Source organism: Subtercola boreus, assembly GCF_003399625.1.
In the GTDB taxonomy this organism is placed as follows: Bacteria; Actinomycetota; Actinomycetes; order Actinomycetales; family Microbacteriaceae; genus Subtercola; species Subtercola boreus_C.
The window spans coordinates 18380-41991 of sequence record NZ_NBXA01000021.1 but is presented as its reverse complement, the minus strand read 5'-3'; the positions used below and the strand labels follow the sequence as shown (position 1 = coordinate 41991).

Sequence of the window (23612 nt, the reverse complement as noted above, 5' to 3'; positions counted from 1 at the left end):
CCCGACGCCCGACCATCCCGACCACTCAGACCATCCCGACCGAACCAGGAGAACGACAATGCCCAACGGCCTCATCGACGACGCGAGCCTCCGCACGCACCCCGAGGGGTTCGCGCTCTCCCTCACGATCCCCTGGTACCGGAGCCTCTGGCTCTCATCGGTCGGGGCCCTCCGTCTGAACATCGACGGCCGCGACATCCCCGAGGCCGACCTGGGCCTCGAGCTCGACGGCACCCGGTACGCCGTCGCCGACCTCTCCGCCCAGAGCGAGGTGCTCTGGTACCTGCAACAGCACCCGCTGCTGATCGTGCGGAGCGAGCATCCACTCGCCCTCGGCGAACGACACGAGGTCACCGTCTTCGGCGAACTGCGGCTGCCGTACATGCAGATCGCCCCGGGGGAGGCCGGCGGGCCGGGGATGTACGTCCCGAACGTGGTGCGCCAGACGCTCACCCTCGAGGTGCGGGACACGGATGCTCCCCACCCCGCCCTCGTCTCCGACGTGACGCCGCCACCGCCCGCCACCGAGGCCGACCCGTTCACGCTCGGTCTCACGCTCTACTCGGCCAGCGCCGAGTTCCGGGCCGGCTGGTTCGACTTCGAGGGCCTGCTCGACCGCGTCGCCGAGCTCGGGATCGGCCCGGGCATCGAGATCGTCGCCTCGCAGGTGCTGCCCACCTACCCGGCGGTCTCCGACGAGTTCGAGCGCACCTGGCGTGCGGCCTTCGACAAGCACGGGTTCGATGAGAGCTCGTTCGGGGCGAACCTCGACATGGGCCGCCGGCGCGACCGCGACATGACGCCCGACGAGGAGTTCGCGTTCAGCGAGACGCTCTTCCGCGGGGCGAAGCGGCTCGGCTTCCCGTTGGTGCGCATCCAGAGCGCGAAGCCGGACCTCCTCCGCCGACTGCTGCCGATCGCCGAGGAACTCGAACTGAAGCTCGCCTACGAGATCCACGCGCCGATGGGGCCGAACGCGCCCGAGATCCTGAAGGTGCGGGATGTCTATGCCGAACTCGATTCGCCCCTGCTCGGCTTCGTGGCCGACTTCTCGTCGACGATGCACAGCATGTCGCCGACGCTCCTCCGGGCCGTCGAACGGGCCGGCCTCGACACCGATGCCCGCGACCGGCTGCAGGCCATCTGGGCCACCGACGCCTCGATGCGCGAGCGCCAGCAGGAGTTCATCGGCTACCTGAAGGGCCGCGACTTCGATCCCGGTCGCCTCGGATCCTTCGCACACCTGGCGTTCAACATGCACGGCCACGTCGCGCCGTCGGAATGGTCGGACATCATGCCGCAGATCATGCACGTGCACGCCAAGTTCTACGACATCGACGAGAACGGAAACGAGCCCGCGATCGACTACCCGGAGCTCGTGCGGGTGTTCGTCGAGGGCGGCTACCGCGGCTACTGGTCGAGCGAGTGGGAGGGGCACGCGTTCGCCGAGATCGGCGAGGTCGACCCCCTGCTGCTGGTGCGCCGCCAGCACGACCTCATCCGGCGCACGATGCGCTCGCTCCAGCCCGCCTGAGACGAATCCGGGGATCACTCCCCGTGATGCGCGCCCTGCTCGACGATCTGCCCGGCTTCGACGAACAGTGCGCGGAGCCACGCGTGCTCCGGGTCGGTGCTGTGCGCCGGATGCCACCACAGCGCGTTCACGAGGGGCGTCGCCTCGAACGGCAGCGCCACAGCACGCACGCCGCCCGACTTCAGAAGCAGCGGAGCCAGTGCGGACTGGATGAGCCCGACCCGGTTCGTGCCGGCGATGAAGTAGGGCATCGACAGGAAGCTCTCGACCACGACGGCGATCGTCGGCTCGACCCCGAGCTGCTGCACCTGGCGCGCGGCCGAGGTGTAGGCCGAGCGCGACTGGAAGGTCATCACCCAGGGCAGCGCGTCCATGTCGAGCATGGTCAGTTCGTCGCCGACCCGTTCGTTGTCGTCGGCGACGATGGCCATCCAGCTGTCGTGCCACAGGTCGGCGAACGGCAGGTCGGTGAGGTGGCCGTGCGGGATGACCATGCCATCGACTCCGCGCAGGCGGTTGGCCGCATCCTCCACGATCGTGGGATTGTGCAGCATGAAGCGGAACCGCACTCCCGGTGCGCGTTCGGCGGCGAGCTCGGAGACGACCTTGCCGATGGTGACGAACCCGTAGTCCGATCCGTAGATCGAGAACTCCCGCACGGACTCCGTCGGCGCCCAGGTGGCCTGGCTCTCGAACACCCGCCGGGCCGACTCGAGGGTCGTGGACGTGTGCTCGATGAGCCGGAGTGCGAGCGGGGTCAGTTCATAGGCGTTGCCGCGCCGGGCGAGGATCGGGTCGTTGAAGTGCAGCCGCAGGCGGGAGAGCGACGCGCTGAGCGCGGGCTGGCTGAGGTGCAGGCGCTCTGCTGCGCGCGTGACACTCCGCTCGGTGAGCAGCGCGTCGAGGGAGACCAGGAGGTTCAGGTCGAGACGGGAGAGCGGAGAAGGGTCAGGCACGTCGATGTGTTCCTTCGCGAGACAAGGGTTGCCGAAACTCTATCAATGACGGTGATGCGCGGCGCGGTTCCCATCGGTCTTTCAGATAGCGCGGACCCAGCGCGGGGTTATGTCGGGCATAGCAAAGACTTATGTGCATTTTCGACACATGCCTGTGATACTGAGGCAATAGCCCGGTTGCCCCGCGATCGTGCACCCGACAAAGAAGTCAGAAAGGCTCCTCATGACACAGCACCGTCGCTCTCATGCCCAACGGATCGGCCTGTTCGCCGCCCCTCTCGCCGTGGGCGCTCTTGTTCTCTCCGGCTGCTCCAGCACCTCCGGAACCAGCACCGACGGCTCCCAGTCGTTCTCCCTCTCCTACGCGGTCTCGACGGGCGTCGAGAGCCCGTTCGAGACCCTCGCCAAGGCATACATGGCGGCGACGCCCGGGGTGACCATCACCCTGAATGCGGTGCCGAACGACTCGTTCAGCCAGACCACGAGCACGCAGTTCCAGGCCGGCAACGGCTCGGACGTCATCGAGAGCCAGCCCGGCAGCGGTGCCGGCCAGCGCATCATCACGCTGGCGAAGGCCGGTTTCCTCGAGCCGCTCGACGACGGCGCGACCGCCCTCATTCCGAGCGGGAACGAGAGCCTCTTCCAGATCGACGGCAAGACCTACGGCCAGGCGCTCAGCATCTCGTTCGTCGGCAACATCCTGAACCAGACCGCCGCCACCGCCGCCGGCATCACGTCGTTCCCGACCGACTTCACGGGTGTTCTCGCCGACTGCAAGACCGTCGCCGCAAGCGGTGGCAAGTCGATGTTCGTGCTCGCCGGCGCAGCCGGACCCAACACGGGTGCAACGGCATCCTCGATCGCGGCGACCCGCGTCTACGCCGAAGACCCGACCTGGAACCAGGAGCGCACCGACAAGAAGACCACCTTCGCGGGCACCCAGGGCTGGAAGGACACCCTTCAGGCCATCATCGACATGAAAGACGCGGGCTGCTTCCAGAGCGGTGCCGAGGGTGCGGGCTTCGACGCCATCACCAACGGCATCACCACCGGCACGACACTCACCATGTTCGGGCCGAGCGGCGCGGCGGCAGACCTCGCGAAAGCCGGCGCAGGCAACACCTACACGGTCGAGGCATTCCCCCCGGCGACCTCGAGCGACAAGGCCTTCGGCCTGGCCAGCGCGAACTACTCGCTCTCGCTGAACGCGGCGTCGAAGAACAAGGATGCAGCGAAGAAGTTCCTGGACTGGATGGCAGAGCCCGCCCAGTCGAAGACCTTCGCCGATGCGCAGGGCTCGCTGCCGGTGACCGGCCTGGCCGACCTCGACCTCTCGGGCACGAACTACGCGCCTGTCTCCGAGATCGTGAAGAGCGGCTCGTACGTCGCCTTCCCGAACACCGGCTGGCCGAACTCCGCGGTCTACGATGCTCTCGGAACCGGCGTGCAGGGCCTCCTGACCGGCCAGACCACCGTCGACAGCGTGCTCGCGTCGATGGACGCCGCCTGGGACCAGTAACACCCGGGCCACGGAACACCGAAGAAGCCGCAACACGCTCGAACGACCGATGGGTAGGCAATGACTGCAACGATGCACTCAGGCACTGAAGCGAACACCGTGGCGGGGCAGCAGCACCGCACGCCGGGACCGGATCGGAAGACCCGTTCCCGGCGTGCGCGGGGGGTCGTCGGCTTCGGTCACTGGTGGTGGGCTCTCCCGGGTGTGCTCGTCGTGCTCGCCATCCACTACGTCGCCACGGGCGTGGGTGGCTTCTTCGCCTTCACCAACTGGACGGGCATCGGCTCGTTCCAGCTGGTGGGGCTGGCGAACTTCCAGAAGATCCTCGGGGATCCCTCCAAGATCCTGGCGCTCGGCAACACCCTGTTCCTGGCCTTCGGGTCGGTCGTCATCGTCAACATCGTCGGCCTCGCGATCGCGCTGGCGCTGAACCGCACGCTGAAGAGCCGCTACATCCTCCGGGTTCTGTTCTTCATGCCCGTGGTGCTCAGCCCGCTCGCCGTGTCGTACATCTGGAAGTTCATCTTCGACTTCAACGGTCCGATCAACGCGATCCTGAAGTCCGTGGGCCTCGAGTCGTGGCAGAAGAGCTGGCTCGGCGACCCGACCTTCGCCATCTGGGCGGTACTCATCGTCATCGTCTGGCAGCAGACCGGGTTTGCAATGGTCATCTACCTGGCTGGCCTCGCCGGCGTGCCGACGGAGGTCGAGGAAGCCGCCGCAATCGACGGCACCACGCTCTGGCAGCGCTTCTGGCACGTGACCCTCCCGGCCATCCGCCCGGCCGTCGCCATCTCCACCACCCTCGGAATCGTGAACGGGTTGAGGGTGTTCGACCAGATCATGGCCCTGACAAATGGTGGGCCGGCGGGCGCGACAGAGACGCTCGCGACGCAGGTCTACAAGCAGGCGTTCTCGCTGGCGAACTTCGGCTACGGCGCCGCTCTGGCCCTCATTCTCTCGGCGATCATCCTGGTGTTCGCCGTCATCCAACAGCGCGTCACGCGCGGAACGGAGAGCTGACATGTTCCGCTACACCTCCGGCAGCCTGATCCGTGAGATCGGCGTCTGGATCCTCGCGATCGTCTTCCTCCTGCCGTTCTACTTCCTGATCTCAATGGCGCTGAAGCCCGACGCGGAGGTCTACACGACGTCGTCGCTCGCCCTGCCGCTGAACCCCACGTTCAACAACTTCAGTTCCCTCTTCGTGGCCTCGGGGCAGTCGAACATCCTCCTCGGCCTGATGAACAGCATCATCATTACGGCCGGCAGCATCTTCGGCCTCATCATTCTCGGCTCGCTCACCGGGTACGTCATCGCTCGCAGCACCCGGCGCTGGGGGAAGGCCACCTACTACCTCTTTCTCATCGCCATCGTGCTGCCCGCGCAGCTCGGCGCCGTGCCGCTCTACATCGGGGCCCGTACCATCGGCCTCACCGGCTCGGTCTGGGGGATGATCTTCCTCTACACCGGCATGCTTCTGCCGCTCGCGATCTTCCTCTACGCGGGTTTCCTCCGCGGCCTCGGCACGGAGTACGAGGAGGCGGCATCGATCGACGGTGCGAGCCGCTGGCAGGTCTTCTTCCGCATCGTGTTCCCGCTGCTGGCCCCGGCCACCGGTACGGTGGCGATCCTCTGCGGCCTGATCGTCTGGAACGACTTCTTCACGGCCCTCATCTTCCTGGGCGGCTCGGCGAACCAGACGCTGCCGGTGTCGATGTACTACTTCATCGGCTCGCTGGTCTCGAAGTGGAACGTGATCTTCGCCATCGTGATCGTCTCGATGATCCCGATCCTCGCCTTCTACCTCTTCGCCCAGAAGCGCTTCATCCAGGGCTTCGCCGGCGGGTTGAAGGGCTGAGCCGATGACGTCCAACCGCGCCGCCTTCGAGATGTTCTGCGATCTGTTCTACACACAGAAGCGCGTGCGGGCGGCATTCGACTTCCTGGTCTCGCCGGACTACCTCCAACACAACCCGGGGCTGCCCGACGGGCCGGAGCCGGCGATCGTGGGCCTGACGCCCAAGTTCGACGCCTCGCCCGACTCCCGCTTCGACATCCAGCGCATCATCGTCGACGGCGATCTCGCGATGGTGCATGTGCGGGCCTCCGGGCCCGGGCGCGCCGACATGGCGGTGGCCGACATCTACCGCTTCGAGAACAGTCGGATCGTCGAGCACTGGGATGTTCTGCAGCCCGTGCCCGAATCGCCGGTCAGCGCGCATCCGATGTTCTGATCGTTCCCTTCTTCTCTGCTCGACCTCTGCGTACCCACCCACCCAAGGAGACTTCCGTGTACCAACTTGCCCCGAACATCGAGCTGCTCTTCACCGAAGAGGCCGAGTACCCTGGCCGCGTGCGGGCCGCTGCCGCAGCCGGCTTCACTGCCGTCGAGATGTGGGGCCCGACCGGGATCGATGCTCCGGCGAAGCCGAAGGACATTCCGGCGCTGAAGGCGGCGCTCGAGGAGACCGGGCTGCAGCTGACGGCCCAGCTCTCGGAGCCGCGCACCCAGTCCATGATCCCGCCGTTCGATGACAGCCCCTTCTTCAGCCACCTCGACGAGGGTGTCGCCATTGCCCAGCAACTCGGCTGCCCGCGCCTCGTGGTCGGCAGTGGAACCGGCTTCGGCGGCAGCAAGCGCCAGGTGCAGCTCGACAAGCTGATCGACATCTACACCCGGGCGATCGCGCAGATCGACGGATCGGGTATCACGCTGGTGCTCGAGGCCGTGAACGTGCGGGTCGATCATCCCGGTTCCCTGCTGGATCGCACCGCCGAGGCGGCCTACGTCGCGCGCGGCGTCGCCTCCCCGCACTTCGGAATCCTCTACGACCTCTACCACTCGACCGTCGAGGGCGAGACGGCTGCCGAGGCGCTGGCCGAGGCGGGCGACACGGTGAAGTACGTTCAGATCGCCGACGCACCGGGTCGCGGCGAGCCGGGCTCCGGTTCGATCGACTGGACCGCCCGCCTCGGCGACCTCCGGGCGTCGGGCTACGACGGACCCATCGGGCTCGAGTACTACCCCACCCAGGAGACGGTCGCCTCGACGGCGTTCATCCGCGGGCTGGCCGCGAACGCATGACCGGCCGCTTTCCGGCGTCGGTCGACGTCGCCATCGTGGGCAGCGGTCCGACCGGTGCCGCCTACGCGCGCATCCTGAGCGAATCCGCTCCCGGTGTCCGCATCGCGATGTTCGAGGCCGGGCCGATCGTCTCGGACCCGCCCGGCGCGCATGTGAAGAACATCGCGGACCCGTATGCCCGGGCGAGGGCCCAGCGCGCGTCGCAGGGCCCGAGCGCCGACGCGTCGACGATCAGTTCGCCCGGAGCAGTGACCTCGGGTCAGCGGAGCGGTCGCCCCGGCACCCACCTGCTGCAGGCCGGCTTCCAGGCCGAGGGGGAGGACGGGCTGCCCGTCGCCGCGATGTCGACCAACGTGGGTGGCATGTCCGCGCACTGGACGGGCGCCTGTCCCACCCCGCGGGGCAGCGAGCGGATCACCTTCCTCCCCGACCTCGATGAACTCCTCGGCGAGGCGGCGCGACTGCTCGGGGTCACCACGAACGCGTTCGACGGTTCGCCGTTCGCGGAGATCGTGCGCGAACGCCTCGCCGTGGTGGTCGACGAGGGCCGCGAACCGGGGGAGCGGGTGCAGCGGATGCCGCTGGCCGCCCACCGCCGCGACGACGGCAACCTCGTGTGGTCGGGCTCCGATGTGGTGCTCGGCGAGGCGGCGACGAACAACCCCGACTTCGCGCTGTACCCCGAGGCGCTCGTGACGCGGGTGCTGCTCGACGGGGGCGGGGCGGACGGTGCGGCCGGTGCGGCCGGCACGGGCGGCGCGGGTGCTGCGACCGGCCGCGCGCGCGGCGTCGCCGTGCGCGACCTCCGCACCGGCGAGACGACCGAGGTCGCTGCGAGGTTCGTGATCGTGGCGGGCGACGCTCTCCGGACGCCGCAGCTCCTCTGGGCGTCCGGAATCCGCCCGGAGGCGCTCGGGCGCTGGCTGAACGACCAGGCGCAGATCGTCTTCGCGGCGAGGCTCCGCGGTGTGGAGGGGCTCGATGCCGGGCAGGGGGCGTCGTCGACCGGACTGAGCGAATACAGCGGCGTGACGTGGGTGCCGTTCACCGACGAGCAGCCGTTCCACGGTCAGGTGATGCAACTGGATGCCTCGCCGGTGCCGCTGGCCGAAGACGATCCGGTGACGCCGGGCTCGATCGTCGGGCTCGGGTTGTTCTGCGCCAAAGACCTGCAGGCCTCCGACCGCGTGGAGTTCAGCGAGAGCGACCTCGACGACAACGGGATGCCCGCCCCGAGCATCCGGTACACCCTGACGGAGAAGGATCACGAGACCTTCGCGCGCGCCTCCGAACGCATTGTCGTGCTCGGCCGTGCCGTGGGGGAGCTCCTCAACGACCGCCCGTTCCGGTTGCCGCTCGGGTCGTCGCTGCACTACCAGGGAACGACCCGCATGGGTGTCGCCGATGACGGGGCGAGCGTCTGCGACACGAACAGTGAGGTCTGGGGGGCGCCCGGTGTGCTCGTCGCCGGAAACGGTGTCATCCCCACCTCGACGGCCTGCAACCCGACGCTGACCAGCGTGGCCCTCGCCGTTCGCGGCGCCCGCCACATCGCATCGCTACTTATGTCGTAAAGCGACATTAGTGTGTTAGAATTCAGAAGAAGACGAACAAGGAGGTTCTCATGATCCCCGATCGCATCATCGAGCAGGGCACTCTCACGGCACATGGATCGCGCAGCTCGGTCGAGGTCCGCATCCCGTGGTACCGCGCTCTGCCCGGCTCCTGCATCGCCGGCGCGAAGCTGTCGATCGACGGCATCCCGGCCGCCCCCGAGACGCTCCGCTGGGAGATGAACGGCACGGAGTTCACTTTCGAGGAGCTGCGTGACAACACCGCCGAGTGGTGGTTCCCGCTCGACTCGGCCGTGCTCTCGGGCGAAGTGCCGGTGGCTGCCGATGGTGGCGACCACACGGTCGACGTCGACCTGACGCTCTACATCCCCTACATCGTCATCTCCGACAACGAAGTGCTGCACATCGAAGAGCACGACACCAAGACCATGAAGGCTGTGAACGCATGACCGAGCCGCTCGGCACCCCGATCCAGGGCGTCACGCTCTACAGCTTCACCCGCGCATCCCACCAGCGCGAGTACGACCTCGAAGCGCTCATCCGCAAGGTCGCGGCCGAGGGCTACGGACCCGGGCTCGAGATCATCGGCTTCTCGAGCTTCCGCGGCTTTCCCGAGATCGACGACTCCTTCGCCGGCTGGTTCAAAGACCTCGTCGCCGAGACAGGTCTCGTGCAGACCTCGCTGGCCGTGAACGCTGACATCGGCATCCACCGCGACCGGCTGCTGAACCAGGACGAACTGATCGAGTACATGCGCCGCCAGATCAAGGCCGCGGCCACCCTCGGCTTCCCGATCGCCCGCGTGCAGATCTCGCTGACCCCCGACTCGATGGAACAGCTCGTTCCGATCGCCGAGGAGTACGACGTCACGCTCGCGCTCGAGGTGCACGCCGACCAGTACGCCTCGCACCCGCGCATCCTCGCCCTCAGGGACCGCTACGAGCAGGTCGGCTCGCGACACCTCGCGTTCACGATGGACTGGGGCGCGACGGTGACCGGGTTTGCGCCGTCACTGCTCGAGGCGTACCGGCGCCGCGGAGCATCCGAAGACCTGCTTGCAGCCGTCGTCGAACTCTGGAACGGCTACTACGCCGAGGGGCCGCCCGCCAACCAGCAGGTGCACGGCCAGCGTTTCGGTTCATTCATCGGCCTCGCCGCCCGGAACGGTCGACCGGAGCTCGGGATCGACTTCGCGATCAACGGCACCGGCCTCTTCGGGCCGGCACGCGTCGAGGACTGGCTCGAGATCCTGCCGTGGGTGCGTCACGTGCACGGCAAGTTCTTCGGCATCGACGAGAACCACGAGGAGCCGTCGGTTCCGGTGCGCGAGCTGGTCGCGCTGCTGGTGGAGAACGGATACAACGGCGCGATCTCGAGCGAATACGAGGGGTGGCACTGGAACCACTGGCAGAGCCCCTTCGACATCATCCGCGACGAGCAGGCCGTGCAGCGCTCGGCCGCAGCGAACGCCGGCAGCCGCATGATCACCGACCGTGCAGAGGCCGCCCGGGTGCTCGCCGCCCACTTGGCCGCACCTGTGCCCCACCTGACCTGAGAGACGCCACACCATGACTGAAGACGACGGCATCGCCGGAACGGGCATCAAGCTCGGCATCACCCTCTACTCGCTCACATCGGAGTTCGCGGCCGGGTTGTACACACCTGAGACGCTCATCAAGGCCGCGGCCGAGGAGGGACTCGGGCCGGGCGTCGAATTCAACATCGCGCAGATGCTCCGCACCTACCCCGATGTCGACGACGACTTCATCCGGCTCTGGCGGGACAGCATGGACCGCTACGGCCTCGAGCCCAGCGCCATCGGCACCAACCTCGACATGGGCCGTCGCAAGGAACGCGACATGTCGCCCGACGAGGAGCACGACTTCCTCGCCCGGCAGTTGAAGACCGCGCACCAGCTCGGCTTCAAGAAGGTGGTGATCCGTTCGCACGGCAAGGAACTGCTGCGGAGCCTCCTACCGCTGGCCGAGAAGTACGACCAGTTGCTCGGCTACGAGATCCACGCGCCGTCGGGGCCGAACAACCCGCAGGTGCTGCAGATGCGCGAGATGTACGACGAGTTGCAGAGCGAGCGCCTCGGCTTCACCGCCGACTTCTCCTCGACCATGCACAGTCTCTCGCCGACGCTCCTCCGCACCATGGGGCAGATGGGGATGCCCGAGAAGTACTTCCCCGTGATGGACGAGATCTGGCACGAACCCACCCCGATGTACGTGCGCAACCAGAAGTTCGAGGACTTCCTTGCTTCAGAGAACTTCGACGGCGCCCGGCTCGGGCCGTTCACCCGCCTCGCCTTCAATATGCACGGGCTGGTGCCGCCGGAGGAATGGCTCGACATCATGCCGCAGATCTTCCACGTGCACGCCAAGTTCTACGACATCGATGAGAACGGCGACGAGTCGGCCATGGACATCCCGCGCATCGTGGAGCAGTTCGTGAAGGGCGGTTACCAGGGCTACCTCTCGAGCGAGTGGGAGGGGCACGCGTTCAGCGACCTCGGCGAGAGCGACCCGATCGACCTGGTGAAGAAGCAGCACGCGCTGATGCGCCGCACGATCGAGAACGCTGTCGCAACAACCAGCCAGAAAGCCGAGTGAGGACACCATGGCAACCCACAATTCCCTCTTCGGAGGCGCTGACGTCACGCGGCACCCCGAGGGCATCGCCGTCTCCATCCAGCTGCCCTGGTACCGGAGCCTCTGGCTCTCGTGCGTCGACGACGTTGCCGCAACGGTCGACGGGGTCGTCATCCCGCGCGAGTCGCTGCGCTTCGAGCTCCAGGGCGCCTCGTACTCCATCGCCGAACTCCCCGAGCAGTGGGAGACGCTCTGGTTCGTCGCCGACAAGCCGCAGGTGATCATCCCGCTCGCCCGGGTTCCCGAGGCCGGCGACACCATCGACGTCGACGTCGTGCTGACCCTCCGGCTGCTCTACATGCAGATCGCCCCCATGCGCTACGTCGGCAACCGGGTCGAGGTCGAGCGCCAGGTGGTGCTGGCGTGACCCTCCGGGTGGCCATGATCGGCCACGGGTTCATGGGTGCGGCGCACTCGGTCGGCTGGCGCCAGGCGCCCGCGGCCTTCGACCTGCCCGACAGCGTCGAGATGGCAGTGCTCGTCGGCCGGAACGCAGGCTCCGTCTCAGCTGCCGCGCTGAAGTGGGGCTGGGCCGAGTCGGCCACCGACTGGCGCGCGGTCATCGCCCGGGACGACATCGACATCATCGACATCGTCACGCCCGGCGACTCCCACGCCGAGATCGCGATCGCTGCACTCGATGCAGGCAAGCATGTGCTGTGCGAGAAGCCGCTCGCGAATTCGGTCGAGGAGGCATCCGCGATGGATGCCGCGGCCCAGCTCGCGGCCGACCGGGGGGTCCGGTCGATGGTCGGTTTCACCTACCGGCGTGTTCCGGCGGTCACGCTGCTGCGGGACCTCGTGGCGTCGGGGGCGGTCGGCCGGGTGCGCCAGGTGCGTGCCGCCTACCGGCAGGACTGGCTCGTCGATGAGAACGAGCCGCTCGCCTGGCGGCTGCAGAAGGAGCATGCCGGGTCGGGGGCGCTCGGCGACATCGGGGCGCACATCATCGACATGGCGCAGTTCGTCACCGGGCTGACGGTCGACTCGGTGTCTGGTCTGGTCGAGACCCTCGTGAAGGAGCGACCGCTGCGGGTGGGTGGCGCGTCGGCCGGCTCGTCGCTCGCGGGTGCCGTCGGGGCGGGATCCCCCCTCGGAGACGTCACGGTCGACGACCTCGCCCTGTTCACCGGCCGCCTCTCCTCCGGAGCACTGGCGTCGTTCGAGGCGACCCGCTTCGCCACCGGTCGGAAGAACCAGCTCACCATCGAGGTCTCCGGCGACCGCGGCGCCCTCGCCTTCGACCTCGAAGACCTCAACAGCCTGCAGTTCCACGACCGCACGGCACCGGATGACCGGCAGGGGTTCACGCGCATCCTGGTGACCGAGCCCGTGCATCCGTATGTCTCGGGGTGGTGGCCGGCCGGCCACCTGCTCGGCTACGAACACGGTTTCTCGCACCAGGTGAAGGACTTCGTCGAGGCAGTCAGCTGGGGCCTCGACCCCGCGCCGAGTTTCGCCGACGGGCTCCGGGTGCAGCAGGTGCTCGATGCCGTCGAACAGAGCTCATCGCACGACTCGGCCTGGGTGGCCGTCAACCAACCCGCCCTTCTGACGTAGGAGAATCACCTCATGGCGCGACCGATCATCCTCTTCACCGGCCAGTGGGCCGACCTGCCCTTCGAGGAGGTGGCCCGGCTCGCCGGCGAGTGGGGCTACGACGGCCTCGAGATCGCCTGCTGGGGCGACCACCTCGACCCGTGGCGGTGGGATGACGCCGCCTACGTGCAGGGAAAGCTCGACATCCTCGAGCGCAACGGCCTGCAGGTGTTCACCATCTCGAACCACCTCACGGGCCAGGCGGTCTGCGACGATCCGATCGATCAGCGGCACCACGACATCCTGCGGGACAGGGTCTGGGGCGATGGTGATCCCGAGGGCGTCAGGCAGCGAGCGGCTGAGGAACTGAAGAACACGGCCCGCCTGGCTGCGGCGCTCGGTGTGAAGACCGTGACCGGCTTCACCGGCTCGTCGATCTGGAAGTACGTCGCCATGTTCCCGCCCGTCACCGAGCCGATGGTCGACGCCGGCTACCAGGACTTCGCCGACCGCTGGAACCCGATCCTCGACGTCTTCGACGAAGTCGGTGTGCGGTTCGCCCACGAGGTACACCCCTCGGAGATCGCCTACGACTACTGGACCACCGTGCGCACCCTCGAGGCGATCGGCCACCGCGAGGCGTTCGGCCTCAACTGGGACCCGTCGCACATGGTCTGGCAGGACATCGACCCGGTCGGCTTCCTCTGGGACTTCAAGGACCGGATCTACCACGTGCACTGCAAGGACACGAAGAAGCGTCTCGTGAACGGCCGGAACGGCCGGCTCTCGTCGCATCTCGCCTGGGCGGATCCGCGTCGGGGCTGGGACTTCATCTCGACAGGCCACGGCGACGTGCCGTGGGAGGATGCGTTCCGCATGCTGAACGCGATCGGCTACGCGGGTCCGCTCTCGGTCGAATGGGAGGACGCCGGCATGGACCGCCTCGTGGGCGCCCCCGAGGCGCTCGGCTTCGTGCGGCGGCTCTCGTCGTACGAGCCGTCGGCGGCAGCGTTCGACGCCGCCTTCCAGGCGAAGTAGCCCGCGCTCTCGGATGCTATCTTCGGTGCAGTGAGGAAGTCTCACGAGATCGGAGCAGCTGTGGCAGAGGTGGAACCTGACGGCTACGCCGAGACTCTTGCCCTGCTCAAACGGCAGGTCCATGAGGCCCGCTTCGTGGTGCAGCGAAAAGCGAATTTGGAGGTGCTCCGGCTGTATTGGCGGATCGGAGACACTATTCTCACCCGTCAGCGAACTGAGTCCTGGGGGACGGGAGTTCTGGGCAGGCTCGCCAGGGATCTGAGGGGGGAGTTTCCCTCAATGAAAGGCTTCTCTCTCGCGAATCTTGCCTACATGCGCCGCTTTGCGGAGGGGTGGACCGAAGACGCAATTCTCCAACAGCCTGTTGGAGAATTGCCGTGGGGTCATATCGTGGCGCTTCTGGACAAGCTGGATGAACTCTTGCTGCGCGACTGGTACGCAGCGAAGGATGTTCGACACGGTTGGAGTCGGGCAGTCCTCGTGCACCAGATCGCGACCCGCCTGCACGAACGAGAAGGCTCGGCGAGCAGCAATTTCGTGAACGCTCTGGCCTCACCGGATTCCGAACTTGCGCAACAGATCACCAAAGATCCCTAAGCCCTCGGTTTTCTCGCGGTCGACTCAGACGCTACCGAGCGCCAACTCGAAGACCAGCTCACCGCTCGGATTCTCGACACGCTCAAGGAACTGGGCCAGGGGTTCGCCTTCGTCGGCCGCCAGGTGCACTTCGATGTCGAAGGCGATGACTATTTCGTCGATCTGCTTTTCTTCCACGTTCAGCAATTGCGCTACGTCGTCATCGAACTCAAGACCACCAGATTCGACTCCCGCGATGCTGGACAACTCGGTTTCTATGTTGCGTTAGTGGACAACCGACTTCGAGACAAAGGTATTCACGGGCCAACGCTGGGCATCCTTCTCGTCTCGAGCAAGAACGAGACGGTTGTTCGGTACGCGCTCGGCGGAACCAATCAGCCGGTAGCTGTGTCTCGGTACGAACTCTCGGCGGCAGACGCCGCCACGCTGCCGGCAGAAGAGACCTTGGCTCAGATCGCCACGACGCGAGACGCCGACGGGGCGGGGTAGCGTCGGCGTAGGTCATCACAGGCTGTGGGAGTCTGTGGTCTCGCCCGCGCTCGGCGCTGAGCGCGGGTTGCAGGGGATGCGGGCTTGGGCGCTGACCGTCGTCGCTCGACGACTGCGACTCGGGTGGGGGCTGCCGGCGGTGGTCACCGTCATCGCGGTGCTGTCGTGCACGCTGCTCTCGGCGCTGGTGCTGATGGTGCAGAACGCGGGGCAGGTCGGCGTGCGCGCGTCGCTCGCCGGGCTCTCGGAAGCCGATTCACGCATCAGCGTCAACCTCGACCGGCCGTCGGTGACGCTGGCTGAGGCCCGCGCTGCGGTGGACGGCAGTGTTCAGGCAGCGCTCAATGGCGCGGCCACCTCCTCCCGGTCGGCGGTGGCCGTGTCGGACTTCGGCGCCGTCACCGCCTTCGACAGCGATCTGCCGGCCTACGCCTACTTCACGGCGCCCGACGAGCTGGGGTCTGTGGCGACGCTGGTGTCCGGTGCATGGCCGGTGCCCGGCGCGGCTGGGGCCAGGACCGGGCATCTCGATGCGGCCGTGCCCGAGCAGGCTGCCGCCCAGCACGGTCTTGCCGTCGGCAGTTCGTTTGCTGTGCGCACAGGGTCGACCTCTTCGGCGACGGCCGACGTGGTGGCGATCTACCGCGCAGACACAATCGCCGATCCCGCGGCGGGGCTGTGGGCAACGGACGCCCTCCAGGGCGCCGGTGATGTGCGTGACTTCCCGAGGCCCGACGTGACCTTCTTCGACCCCATCGAGGCGATCGGTCCGCTGCTGGCGACTCCGGATGCTCTGGATGCCGCCCGCGTAACGGTGCGGTCGTTCGCCCTCACCTACCGGCTCGACTTCTCGAACACCGACACGTCGTTGCTCACCGGCGTCTCAGACCGCCTGGCCGATTCCGACCTCACCACTGCGATCGGGGACTCAGCGGCCCAGGTGTCCGTCGAAACCGGCCTTCCCGCGGCCCTCGGGCAGATCTCGACGGCGCTGACGGTCACCCGGTCGACGGTCGTCATCATGGCGGTCCTGCTCACGCTGCTCGCGATCGCCGCGATCGCCGCGATCGCCGCGCTCGGCCAGGCCGCGCGCCTGTTCGCCGCATCCCGGGTCGAGGATGGCGTGCTGGCCCGGGCGCGTGGAGCGTCTGCCTGCCAGCTCTTCAGTGTGGCGAGTGTCGAGGCAGCGCTGATCGGAGTGCTTTCAGCTTTCGCCGGGCCGATCCTGGCGTTCCTCAGAGATCCCCGGGTCTGGCCCTCCGCTCCGGTCTGAGCGTTCTCCGCGCTACTCGCCCTGGTCTTCGTGGGGGTGCTGCTCGCCCCGCTTGTCGGCCCGCAACCGACGGCAGCCGATGCTCCGCGGATGAGGGCGCACCCGACCCACGCGTCGGCGTTCGCCCGCTCGCCCCGCTGACCCAACGCTCATTCAGGCACATCGCGAGGCCGTCGACCGTACAGACGTCGACCGCCGCTGAGCCTGAATCATGTACACAGGTTTTCGCGAAAGGCGGAGGGAGAGTGGGCGTCAGCCCCGCCGCCGGTTCGCCGCCACGATCGCCGTCGCCACGAGCACCCCTGCGCCGGCGGCCGCGGTCGCAGCGATGGCCAGGGCACCCGGGCTCGGTGCGCCGCCCACCGGCACCGTCGCACTTCCGACGGGAGCGGGGGAGAGGAAGCTCACCCCCGTCAGTTTTTCCGCCATCGTCCACAGGTCTGAGGCCGTCCGCAGGTTGCGTGCGGCCGGGGTGGAAAGGGCGGGGCGCGGGAACCCGCGAACCTCGCCCGGGCCACCCGGGCCGTAGTACCGGCCACCCTCCGCATCCGGCGACGTCGCCGCGAACAGCAGAGGCAACGCGCCCATCGAGGCGGACTGGCCGATGCCGGTGAGAGCCGCGATCAGTGTGCTCTGCACCGAATCGGTGTGGGTGTGCAGTTCGGTTCTCGACAGTCCGGGATGCGCCGCGAACGACCGCACGGCCGATCCGGAGGCGTTCAGCCGGCGGTGCAGTTCGTACGCGAATACCAGATCGGCCAGCTTCGACTGCCCGTACGCGGGCCAGCGGCTGTATCGGCGCTGGAGCCAGTTGGGGTCGGTGAAGTCGATCCGGCCCACGATGTGCGCGAGGCTCGACACCGAGACGACCCGCTCGGTGATCTTCGGCAGCAGAAGCCCGGTCAGGGCGAAATGGCCGAGGAAGTTCGTGCCGAACTGCGTCTCGAACCCGTCGGCGGTGCGGCCTTCCGGCGTGGCCATGACACCGGCGTTGTTGATCAGCACGTCGACGTCTTCGGTCTGCTCTGCGAACTGGCGAACGGATGCCAGGTCGGCCACATCGAGGCGCCGGACGATCACGTCACCCGGCATCTTCCTCGCGGCAGCCTCGCCCTTCTCGACGGTGCGGCAGGCCAGCACCACCCGGGCGCCGTGGTCGGCGGCGGCCGTCGCGGCCGCCTCGCCCAGCCCGCTGTTCGCCCCGGTGATCACGAAGGTCTTGCCGGCCAGGTCGGGGATGTCGGCTGCGGTCCAGGAGGATGTCATCCTTCCACCGTACGCAACTTCCCGCTCCGCGGAAGGGGCTGGCTGGGGCCTCGTGGTCATGCAACAGACAACTTGACGGTAATATGAGAGAAAGTAACTTATAAACTTATTGCACTGGATTTATAAGTGAGACCACTTTCTATAAGGCCAAAACGGACAACATGCGCCCCAGCGACTTCACCAGCTCTCGGTTCGGCGTGCTTACGACCAAGGCGCTCAGCTCGTGGCCGCATGCATACTTTCTGCCCGCGTCGTTGCCACGAGAGCTGACGCTTGAGTCTGAGACCGTCGCCGCCATGTCGCGCGCTGACCTGGCGCTCGGGCGGCTCTCGGGTCTCGCGATGGTTATCGACAATCCCGCATTACTACTTGGCCCCGCGCTGGCGCAGGAGGCGCTGGCGAGCTCGCGGATCGAGGGCACCGAAGCGTCCTTGAGCGAGGTGCTGTCGGCTGAGAACGAGGAGGTTCCCATTGAGAACGAGAACCTCCGTGAAGTGGCGAACTACCTCCGCGCAATCGAACAGGGGACTCAGCTCATCAAGACGTGGCCTCTCACAATGCGCTTCTTCTGCGCATTGCACGAGACCCTGTTGACCGATGTGCGTGGTGAAGAGAAGTCGCCGGGTGAGCTGCGGCGGTCTCCCGTATGGATCGGCTCGCCCAGTGCGCGGCCCGAGACCGCTCGCTTCATACCGCCTCACCAGGACGATCTCGGTGAGTTGCTCGCTGATTGGGAACGTTTCGTCAATGATCCGTCAAGCATGCCAACGGTACTGCGAGGGGCATTGATGCATTATCAGTTCGAAACCATTCACCCTTTTCTGGACGGCAACGGGCGTATCGGTCGGCTTCTCATCGGCTTCGAACTGATGCATGACCAGGTGCTGAGCGCGCCGATCCTCCACATTTCGGGGTACTTTGAACGTCATCGAAACGAGTACTATGACCGTCTCCAGGCGGTGCGAGAACGCGGTGAGATCGATGAATGGATCCAGTTCTTCTCCTCGGCTGTCGAGCACCAGGCCAACGAGAGCGCGGGCCGCATCCGGACTCTGCTCGAAATTCGCGAACGCTATCGGGCACAGGTTCGCGGCGACCGGTCGCAGGTCGCTGACCTCATCGACGTGTTGCTCGAGAATCCGGTCATCACCGTCAGCGCCGTCGTACGGGCACTCAGTGTCACTCAGCCGACCGGCTCAACCCTGCTTCGTCGGGCTGAGTCTCTCGGCTGGGTGCGTTCTGCCGGGCGTTGGGGGCGCGGGGGCAAGGAACGGTGGGTGGCCTCTGAGATCTGGAACGCCGTCACGCTTGTCAGCTTCGACAATCCAGCAATTTCGTAATACGACGGTACACACAGTTAGACGGTTGAGGTGAGGGCGGAGCGGGCGAGCGCCAGGTGCGCGCGGGTGATGGCTGTCGCATCCGTGTCGACGAGCCACTCGTGGCCGCCCCACTCGCTCGTGAGGGTTCCTGTGAACGGGTGGGGCGCCGAGCGGAGCAGCCGCCCGAGGTCGGCGAGCGGCGCCGAGACCCGGGCGTCGGCGTCGTCGAGATCCCAGAACTTCAGGTGGAAGGCGCCGACGAGCGGCAGGATTCCGCGGAGATCGTCGACGTGCGACCGGCCGAAGCGGATCAGCAGGTTCATGTAGAGGGTGTGCACGGATGCCGGCACCTTCCCCGAGCGGAGGAACGCCACCACGGCATCGCCCGTCTCCGGGTCGCTCCACTCCGCGCCGAGCCGGTCGAGGAGATCCGGCGGCAGACCGGCCGTGGCGAGGCGCTCGAGATAGCTGACGGGGAGGGCGGGCATGAGCAGGCTGACGTCGACGAGCACCCGCACGCGCTCGCTGCCGAGCGAGTCGATCGTCTCGAGCGCGGCCGCGACCGGCGGCGACGAGGGTGCCTGCTGGCCCTGGATCTCCTCATAGAGCGTCAGGTCGTCCTGTTCGAGCAGCGGCAGAAGATCATCCAGAAGCGGGCGCCCGGCCTGGCCGATCGGCAGCCGCACCCCGCGGGCACCGACCTGGTTCGCCGCGCGCAGCTGCGGCAGGAGAAAGGCGAGCCGCTCGGCGTGGCTGCGGGGCCGAAGGGTCGAGGCGAAGTCGTCGAGGCTGAGGCCCACTGTGCTGACCGAGCCGCCCGCAGCCGCGAGGGACTCACGGAGCGCGTCGACCTCGGCGTCGGACGGCTCGGGGAACGAGCGCCAGACGGATCCCGCCTCGAGTTCGATGGTCGAAGCGACGCCGTCGGCGACGACCGAGCGAACGATCTCGGCCGCCGGTCGGTCGGCCGCGATGATGTCGGGAGTCCAGTTGAAGGTGCTGGCGGCAAACGTCCACTCGGCGTGCTCGGGCGCGTTCACAGCGCACCCACGTCGTGCGACACGGTCGCGATCACGGCGCCGGCTCCCGCCGCGATGCCCGGCACCAGCCGTGCGGCGACGGTGAACGGGAGCGTCAGCGGCGCATCCGGTGCGCCCTGCAGGTACGGCACCATCAGGGTGAACCGCACCTCGACGTCATGTTCGCCGGGTCCCGGATGCTCGTGCCCGGCGAGCACGAGACGGTCCTGGATGAACCACCACCCGGTCTCGGCCACGAGGTCGCCGGGGGTGATCCGGCGCGTGCCGACAACGATGTCGACCACAACCGGAACGCCGTCGAGCCTCACTTCGAGACCGGCGATGCTCGAGAGGGGCATCGATCGGATCCACGGCAGGGAGAGCCGGAGTTCGAATCCGCCCGGCGTCACTGCCAGGGCGTCGGGCCGGAGCGCAGACAGGGTCATATGACCAGAACATACACGCTTATGTCGAATTCCGAAAGAAGTCGAGGAGTCAGGCTGCGGCGCGTACCCCGACGATTGTCGGCCGACCCTCGGCGAACCAGCGCGGGAACGTCGCATCGAAGAGCTGCTCGATCGCGAGCTGCGCACCGCCCCGCAGGGGCTCCTTCTCGTCGCCGACCGACCGCACCAGGCTCAGGTCGCGGGTGGCCAGCGGCAGCGACAGCTCGTACACCTTCCGCCGCACCTCGGCGAGGAAGATCTCACCCGCCGCCGACACCGAGCCCCCGATGACGATCACGTTCGGGTTGAACATGTTGACGAGCGCCGCGATCGACTCGCCGACGAGACCGGCCGAGTGGTGCACGAGCGAGATGGCGAGGGCATCCCCGTCCATCGCGGCGATGGCGATGGCCTCGGGGGTGACGGCCAGCCCATCGGCGACCTGGGCGGCGAGCATCCCGGTCGCTCCGTCTTCGATGGCCCGGTTGGCGCGGCGCACCAGCGCCCAACCGCCCGCCTCGGCTTCGAGGCAGCCCACCTTGCCGCAACGGCACGGTTCGGACGAGTCGCGCACGCGCACGTGCCCGATGTCGCCGGCGGCGCCGTTCGCCCCGCGGTGGAGTCTGCCGCGTGACAGGAGCCCAGCGCCGATACCGCTGCCCACCTTGCAGTAGATGAGGTCGATCGGTTCGTCGCGTCGACGCTGCCGCTCGGCGAGCGTCAGGAGGTTCACGTCGTTGTCGACCCAGACCGGGGCATCGAACCGCTGCTCGAAGCGGCGGCGGATGTCGAAACCGTTCCAGCCCGGCATGATGGGCGGCGCGACGGGCGATCCGCTCTCGAAGTCGACCGGACCGGGCACCCCGACGGAGACAGCCCAGACCGGCCGTTCGGGCTCGCCCGCGAGGAGTTCGTCGATCATGCCGAGCGCCGTGTCGAGGGTGGCTGCGGGTCCGCTGGCGATGTCCCATTCGCGATGGGTCTGGGAGGTCACCGTTCCGTCGAGGCTCGCGATGCCGACCCTGATGTGCAGGGCGCCGAGCGCGCACACGATGATGTGGGCCTGGTCGGAGCGGAATCTCAGCGTGCGGGGAGCACGGCCGCCCGAGGACTGCCCGAATTCGCCGTCTTCGAGAAAGCCGGCTTCGATGGCCGCGTCGACCCGTTGGGTGACGACTCCGCGGCCGAGGCCGGTGAGCCTGCCGATGTCGGGGCGCGTCACGGCTTCCTCAGTGCGCACCAGGTTGATGATGCGCAGCAGACTGGTGATCTCGTCAGTCTGTGCGCCGAAGCGCAGGGATGATTCGCGGGCCATGCTCGATTCTCACACAAGCCACGGGCACAAGTGTCGGCAACTCGCCTGCTATGGACGCAGACGGCAGAACTTAGGCATAATTGCGACAAAAAAGAGCGGGTCGCATCATGGTCTACGCGGTCGGGGTGATCGGAGCGGGCGCCGGCGTCGGTGCCCTCCATCTGCCCACCCTCGCTCTGCTCGATGATCTCTACCGGGTCGTACACCTCTCCGACACCGGCAGCGGTCGCGCCGAGGCGCTCGCCTTCCCCCTGGGCGCCCGCTGGTCGGTCGGCGAAGACGCTCTCGTCGCCGACCCCGAAGTTCAGATCGTGCTGGTCTGCAGCCCTCCCGAGCACCACGCGCGCCAGATCCTCGCCGCCGTGACGGCAGGGAAGCGGGTCGTCTTCTGCGAGAAGCCGCTCGCTCTGGAGCGGGGCGATGTCGACGCGGTGATCGAAGCCTGCCGGTCGACCGGCACCGTGCTTGTCGTCGGCACCAACCACTTCTACGACTCCTCCTGGCAGCGGGCCAAGCATCATCTCCTGGCGACGCGGTCGCCGGTGCAGACGGTGTCCGTGGTCGTGTCGCTTCCGCCGAACGCGCGCTATCACGACGCGGTCGCTGAGCTTGCCGACTTCCGGATGCCGCCGCGAGCCCGCCCCGATCCCCACGACCCCGACGTGCTCGCGACCATGGTGCGCCAACTCGTCTCCGGCCTCGCCGTGCACGATCTGCCCGCGCTGAGAGACCTCGCGCCGGACTTCGAGCAGGTGGTCTTCGCGCGCGCTGCGGCTCCGGTCGGCTACGTTCTCGCGTACCGCGCGAGCGGGGTGCTGGTGCAGCTCACCGCTCTGATGCATCCGGAGGGTGCAGAGGCGCTCTGGCGCATGACGATCGCAACAGGCAACGACCGGATCGAGGTCGAGTTCCCACCCGCGTTCGTGCACGATGGCAGTGCGACGGTCCGGGTGCGGGGGATCGACGGTCGGCGCACGACCTACTCGCGGATGCGCGACGACGGCTACCTGTCGGAGTGGCGCGCGCTGGCCGACCTCCTGGCCGGCACGGAACCGGTGGAGTACGACGAGCTCCGGGCCGATGCCCTCTACGGAATCGCGCTGGCGGATGCGGCAGCAGAACACCTCCGGTACGGAACAGGCCGATGACGACAGCAGTGTTCACCGACCATGCTCCCTATCGGAGGGCGCTCGGTGGTCTCACGGCGAGCACCGCGCGGGCAGTGGATGCCCGGGGTGCGGTCGTGGGCCTCGCGGGTGACGCGGGGTGGATGCAGCGCGTCGAAGCGGCCCGCGCGGGCGGGGCCGTCGCTGCGGTGGTCGACGACCCGGCCACCGCAGCAGACGATTCGCCGGCCCCCCTGTCGTCTTCCGCCTTCCCCGTCATCCTCGAACGCCCGCGACTGCGCCATGATCTCTGCATCGCCGCGGCTCTGGCCCGCGCGGGTGTTCCGGCGCGCGCGGTCGTCGTCGAGTGCGCCGGCAGTGAGGCGGCGAGCGCCGGCCTTCTGGGCGACGGCATCGGCTGGGCGAGGGTACTTGCGGGCGGGGAGCTCGTTCTCCGGTCGGTCGGCCGATCGGCGGGCGGGTTCGTCTGCCTCCTCGCCGGCCCGGGAGACCTCCCCGTGACGGTGGTCTTCACGTGGTCGGGGCCCCAGGACGGTGGCGGACTGCTCCGGGCCAGCGCGCTCGGCGAGACACGCAGCGAAGTGACGGTCGACCTCCTCGCCGGGGCGGTCGAGATCGACACCGTTTCGGCGGCGGGAACCTTCCGCGCACCTCCGCGGCACGAGTCGTCGAACCGCCTGGCCCTCCGCCGGGCCGTGCAGGCTGCCGGGTCGGGGGAACCTGTGGGCGACTTGTTCGACTTCCGGCACGACAGCGCGCTGGCCGACGCGATCCGGCGGGAGGTGCATCAGTTGCAGTGATCTGAAACATCGGCGATATGTGGTTCCCTGATACCCGGGCATCTCGCGAGACTGAG

At 67.7% G+C, this 23612-nt stretch carries 23 protein-coding genes and 1 pseudogene; 19 read left to right on the top strand and 5 right to left on the bottom strand.

What is annotated here, in order from left to right; genetic code table 11:
- Nucleotides 1-58: 58 nt before the first annotated feature.
- Nucleotides 59-1534 carry a C-glycoside deglycosidase beta subunit domain-containing protein gene (locus B7R21_RS09755; protein WP_116283063.1) on the top strand — a complete coding sequence of 492 codons (1476 nt, stop codon included), beginning with the start codon at nucleotides 59-61 and terminating at the stop codon, nucleotides 1532-1534.
- A 14-nt stretch (nucleotides 1535-1548) separates the two neighbouring features.
- On the opposite strand, the gene B7R21_RS09750 is transcribed toward B7R21_RS09755, so the two are convergent.
- Nucleotides 1549-2490, bottom strand: a complete 942-nt coding sequence (locus B7R21_RS09750; protein ID WP_116283062.1) for a LysR family transcriptional regulator — start codon at nucleotides 2488-2490, stop codon at nucleotides 1549-1551.
- A 223-nt stretch (nucleotides 2491-2713) separates the two neighbouring features.
- On the opposite strand from B7R21_RS09750, the gene B7R21_RS09745 reads away from it, so the two are divergent.
- The 15 genes and pseudogenes from B7R21_RS09745 to B7R21_RS09680 all read left to right on the top strand — a co-directional run bounded on the left by B7R21_RS09745 (nucleotide 2714) and on the right by B7R21_RS09680 (nucleotide 16261).
- On the top strand, nucleotides 2714-4009 hold the full coding sequence (locus B7R21_RS09745; RefSeq protein WP_116283061.1) for an ABC transporter substrate-binding protein: 1296 nt from the start codon (nucleotides 2714-2716) through the stop codon (nucleotides 4007-4009).
- 72 nt (nucleotides 4010-4081) lie between these two features.
- Nucleotides 4082-5032 (top strand): carbohydrate ABC transporter permease, encoded by a 951-nt coding sequence (locus B7R21_RS09740; protein ID WP_253259739.1) that lies wholly within the window; start codon nucleotides 4082-4084, stop codon nucleotides 5030-5032.
- Nucleotide 5033: 1 nt separating this feature from the next.
- Nucleotides 5034-5870, top strand: a complete 837-nt coding sequence (locus tag B7R21_RS09735) for a carbohydrate ABC transporter permease (RefSeq protein ID WP_116283059.1) — start codon at nucleotides 5034-5036, stop codon at nucleotides 5868-5870.
- Between the two features lie 4 nt (nucleotides 5871-5874).
- Entirely contained in the window at nucleotides 5875-6246 is a 372-nt protein-coding gene (locus tag B7R21_RS09730) for a nuclear transport factor 2 family protein (RefSeq protein ID WP_116283058.1), read from the top strand.
- A 56-nt stretch (nucleotides 6247-6302) separates the two neighbouring features.
- Nucleotides 6303-7097: a TIM barrel protein gene (locus B7R21_RS09725; RefSeq protein ID WP_116283057.1), complete on the top strand. Its 795-nt coding sequence runs from the start codon at nucleotides 6303-6305 to the stop codon at nucleotides 7095-7097.
- Nucleotides 7094-8671, top strand: a complete 1578-nt coding sequence (locus tag B7R21_RS09720; protein ID WP_116283056.1) for a GMC oxidoreductase — start codon at nucleotides 7094-7096, stop codon at nucleotides 8669-8671. The genes B7R21_RS09725 and B7R21_RS09720 overlap by 4 nt, the downstream gene beginning before the upstream one ends.
- Nucleotides 8672-8721: 50 nt before the next feature.
- Nucleotides 8722-9120: a C-glycoside deglycosidase beta subunit domain-containing protein gene (locus B7R21_RS09715; RefSeq protein WP_116283055.1), complete on the top strand. Its 399-nt coding sequence runs from the start codon at nucleotides 8722-8724 to the stop codon at nucleotides 9118-9120.
- Nucleotides 9117-10226, top strand: a complete 1110-nt coding sequence (locus B7R21_RS09710) for a sugar phosphate isomerase/epimerase family protein (RefSeq protein ID WP_116283054.1) — start codon at nucleotides 9117-9119, stop codon at nucleotides 10224-10226. Before B7R21_RS09715 ends, B7R21_RS09710 begins: the two co-directional genes overlap by 4 nt.
- Before the next feature lie 13 nt (nucleotides 10227-10239).
- On the top strand, nucleotides 10240-11286 hold the full coding sequence (locus B7R21_RS09705; RefSeq protein WP_116283053.1) for a sugar phosphate isomerase/epimerase family protein: 1047 nt from the start codon (nucleotides 10240-10242) through the stop codon (nucleotides 11284-11286).
- Between the two features lie 7 nt (nucleotides 11287-11293).
- Nucleotides 11294-11692, top strand: a complete 399-nt coding sequence (locus tag B7R21_RS09700; RefSeq protein ID WP_116283052.1) for a C-glycoside deglycosidase beta subunit domain-containing protein — start codon at nucleotides 11294-11296, stop codon at nucleotides 11690-11692.
- Nucleotides 11693-11706: 14 nt separating this feature from the next.
- The gene (locus B7R21_RS09695) at nucleotides 11707-12885 is read left to right on the top strand and encodes a Gfo/Idh/MocA family protein (protein ID WP_116283262.1); all 1179 of its coding nucleotides are present in this window, start codon (nucleotides 11707-11709) and stop codon (nucleotides 12883-12885) included.
- A gap of 12 nt (nucleotides 12886-12897) precedes the next feature.
- Nucleotides 12898-13902, top strand: coding sequence for a sugar phosphate isomerase/epimerase family protein (locus B7R21_RS09690; RefSeq protein WP_116283051.1), 1005 nt, complete (start codon nucleotides 12898-12900; stop codon nucleotides 13900-13902).
- A gap of 60 nt (nucleotides 13903-13962) precedes the next feature.
- Nucleotides 13963-14499 (top strand): DUF1016 N-terminal domain-containing protein, encoded by a 537-nt coding sequence (locus B7R21_RS20965; RefSeq protein ID WP_367379399.1) that lies wholly within the window; start codon nucleotides 13963-13965, stop codon nucleotides 14497-14499.
- A 63-nt stretch (nucleotides 14500-14562) separates the two neighbouring features.
- Nucleotides 14563-14988 (top strand): annotated as a pseudogene (locus B7R21_RS20960) (PDDEXK nuclease domain-containing protein); the annotation flags it as partial.
- Nucleotides 14989-15022: 34 nt separating this feature from the next.
- On the top strand, nucleotides 15023-16261 hold the full coding sequence (locus B7R21_RS09680) for a hypothetical protein (RefSeq protein WP_147305862.1): 1239 nt from the start codon (nucleotides 15023-15025) through the stop codon (nucleotides 16259-16261).
- Nucleotides 16262-16513: 252 nt separating this feature from the next.
- Here the strand turns inward: B7R21_RS09680 and B7R21_RS09675 are convergent, their stop codons facing one another.
- A complete protein-coding gene (locus B7R21_RS09675) occupies nucleotides 16514-17527 on the bottom strand; it encodes an oxidoreductase (RefSeq protein ID WP_116283049.1) in 1014 nt (337 codons plus the stop codon).
- A 161-nt stretch (nucleotides 17528-17688) separates the two neighbouring features.
- Between B7R21_RS09675 and B7R21_RS09670 the strand changes: the two genes are divergently transcribed.
- Nucleotides 17689-18867, top strand: a complete 1179-nt coding sequence (locus B7R21_RS09670) for a Fic family protein (RefSeq protein ID WP_116283048.1) — start codon at nucleotides 17689-17691, stop codon at nucleotides 18865-18867.
- 17 nt (nucleotides 18868-18884) lie between these two features.
- Here the strand turns inward: B7R21_RS09670 and B7R21_RS09665 are convergent, their stop codons facing one another.
- From B7R21_RS09665 to B7R21_RS09655, 3 genes are read right to left on the bottom strand one after another with little or no spacing between them, the layout of a single operon-like run.
- On the bottom strand, nucleotides 18885-19889 hold the full coding sequence (locus B7R21_RS09665; protein ID WP_116283047.1) for a restriction endonuclease subunit R: 1005 nt from the start codon (nucleotides 19887-19889) through the stop codon (nucleotides 18885-18887).
- Nucleotides 19886-20314, bottom strand: coding sequence for a hypothetical protein (locus tag B7R21_RS09660; protein ID WP_216364195.1), 429 nt, complete (start codon nucleotides 20312-20314; stop codon nucleotides 19886-19888). Before B7R21_RS09660 ends, B7R21_RS09665 begins: the two co-directional genes overlap by 4 nt.
- 49 nt (nucleotides 20315-20363) lie before the next feature.
- Nucleotides 20364-21629, bottom strand: a complete 1266-nt coding sequence (locus tag B7R21_RS09655; protein WP_116283046.1) for an ROK family protein — start codon at nucleotides 21627-21629, stop codon at nucleotides 20364-20366.
- Between the two features lie 107 nt (nucleotides 21630-21736).
- Here B7R21_RS09655 and B7R21_RS09650 point away from each other — a divergent pair, with 107 nt between their 5' ends.
- Complete coding sequence (locus B7R21_RS09650) at nucleotides 21737-22777, top strand: Gfo/Idh/MocA family protein (protein WP_116283045.1); 1041 nt, start codon at nucleotides 21737-21739, stop codon at nucleotides 22775-22777.
- Complete coding sequence (locus B7R21_RS09645; protein WP_116283044.1) at nucleotides 22774-23556, top strand: hypothetical protein; 783 nt, start codon at nucleotides 22774-22776, stop codon at nucleotides 23554-23556. The genes B7R21_RS09650 and B7R21_RS09645 overlap by 4 nt, the downstream gene beginning before the upstream one ends.
- Nucleotides 23557-23612: the final 56 nt, after the last annotated feature.